This window comes from Mycobacterium asiaticum (assembly GCF_001673365.1).
GTDB classification, from domain to species: Bacteria; Actinomycetota; Actinomycetes; order Mycobacteriales; family Mycobacteriaceae; genus Mycobacterium; species Mycobacterium asiaticum_A.
This window is the reverse complement of record NZ_LZLS01000030.1, coordinates 1-1,631: the sequence shown is the minus strand read 5'-3', so window position 1 is coordinate 1,631 and position 1,631 is coordinate 1. Positions and strand designations below refer to the sequence as shown.

The 1,631-nt window shown below is 64.9% G+C and carries 2 protein-coding genes; both read left to right on the top strand.

Annotated elements, in window-relative coordinates; translation table 11 throughout:
- The first annotated feature begins 88 nt into the window (after positions 1–88).
- Positions 89–703, top strand: coding sequence for a GH12 family glycosyl hydrolase domain-containing protein (locus A5634_RS03405; protein WP_367593446.1), 615 nt, complete (start codon positions 89–91; stop codon positions 701–703).
- A gap of 38 nt (positions 704–741) precedes the next feature.
- The gene (locus tag A5634_RS03400) at positions 742–1,527 is read left to right on the top strand and encodes an SDR family NAD(P)-dependent oxidoreductase (protein ID WP_065142681.1); all 786 of its coding nucleotides are present in this window, start codon (positions 742–744) and stop codon (positions 1,525–1,527) included.
- Positions 1,528–1,631 lie beyond the last annotated feature (104 nt).

Sequence of the window (1,631 nt, the reverse complement as noted above, 5' to 3'; positions counted from 1 at the left end):
CTCGACTACCCCGACCACGCCCACGACCCCGACGGGCGGGACGGTCATCTCCACCCAATACGGCACGACGACCATCGATGGTGGCAATGTGGTGCAGAACAATGCGTGGAACAACCCCGCCGGGCAAACCATCACCGCCACCCCCACCGGGTTCTCCATCACCCAGATGAACGGCAACGCGCCCACCAACGGGGCACCGCTGGGATACCCGTCGGTCTACCAAGGCGTGCATTACGGCACCTCGTCGACGGGCACCAACTTGCCGATCCAGCTGGGCCAAATCAACTCGGCAGTGACCAGCATCGACTACAACTACGTCCCGACCGGCACCTGGAACGCCTCCTACGACATCTGGCTGGACTCCACTTACACCACCACCGGAGTCAACGACCAGGAGATCATGATCTGGTTCAACCACCAGGGCCCGATTCAGCCGGTCGGTTCGCCGGTCGGCAACGCCACGATCAACGGCAAGCAGTTCGTGGTCTGGGACGGCAGCAACGGCCAGAACAACGTGATGTCCTACGTGGCCACCCAGCCGATCGAAGTGTGGACCTTCGACGTGATGGACTTCGTCGACCACACCAGCACCATGGAGTCGATCAACGACTCCTGGTATCTGACGAGCATCCAAGCCGGCTTCGAGCCGTGGAACGGCGGTGTCGGCCTGGGCGTCGACTCGTTCTCGGCCCTGGTGAACTGAGGTGAACTGACTTCCCTGCCGAGGGTTACGCTCGTCCGGTGAAGCGACTGGACGGGCAGCGGATTCTGGTGACCGGTGCCGGATCCGGGATCGGGCAGGCCACCGCGCTGCGCCTGCTCGACGAGGGTGCGGCGGTGGTCGGCGCCGACATCGCCGAGGACGGACTGGACATCACCCGCGAACAGGCGCGGGCGAGAGCTGAGCGGTTCAGCGCGCGGGTTATCGACGTCGCCGACGAGCAGTCGGTGACGGCCGGGGTGCGCGAGGCCATCAAGACCCTCGGCGGGCTGGATTCACTGGTCAACGCCGCCGGCATCCTGCGCGCCGCACACACCCACCAGACCACGCTTGAACTGTGGAACCGGATTGTCACCGTCAACCTGACCGGTACCTTCCTGGTGGTCCGCGAGGCGCTGCCGGCGCTGTTGGACAACCCGCGCAGCACGGTCGTGAACTTCAGCTCCACCTCGGCGAGTTTCGCCCATCCCTACATGGCCGCTTACGCCGCAAGCAAAGGCGGCGTGCAGGCCTTCACCCATTCGTTGGCGCTGGAATACGCGGCTGCCGGACTACGAGCAGTGTGCGTGGCGCCGGGCAGCATCAAGTCCGGCATTACCGACGCAACCGGCGGCTACATCCCGAAAGACGCGAACTGGTCGCTGTTTTCCCGGCTGATGCCGATCCTGCCCACCACGGAGGTGTCCAGTGGCGCCGCGATGGCCGACCCGTCGGTGATCGCCGGAGTCATCGCCATGTTGGTGTCCGAGGACGGCAAGTTCATCACCGGTACCGAGATCCGCATCGACGGCGGCACCCACGCCTAGTTGACGCAGGGCACCCCGCCGCCGTCGATCGGCTTGCCTCGATCGGGCGTCGGATATTCGGTGTAGGTGCCGTTGTAGTAGTAGCCGCTGTTACTGGGCTTGGT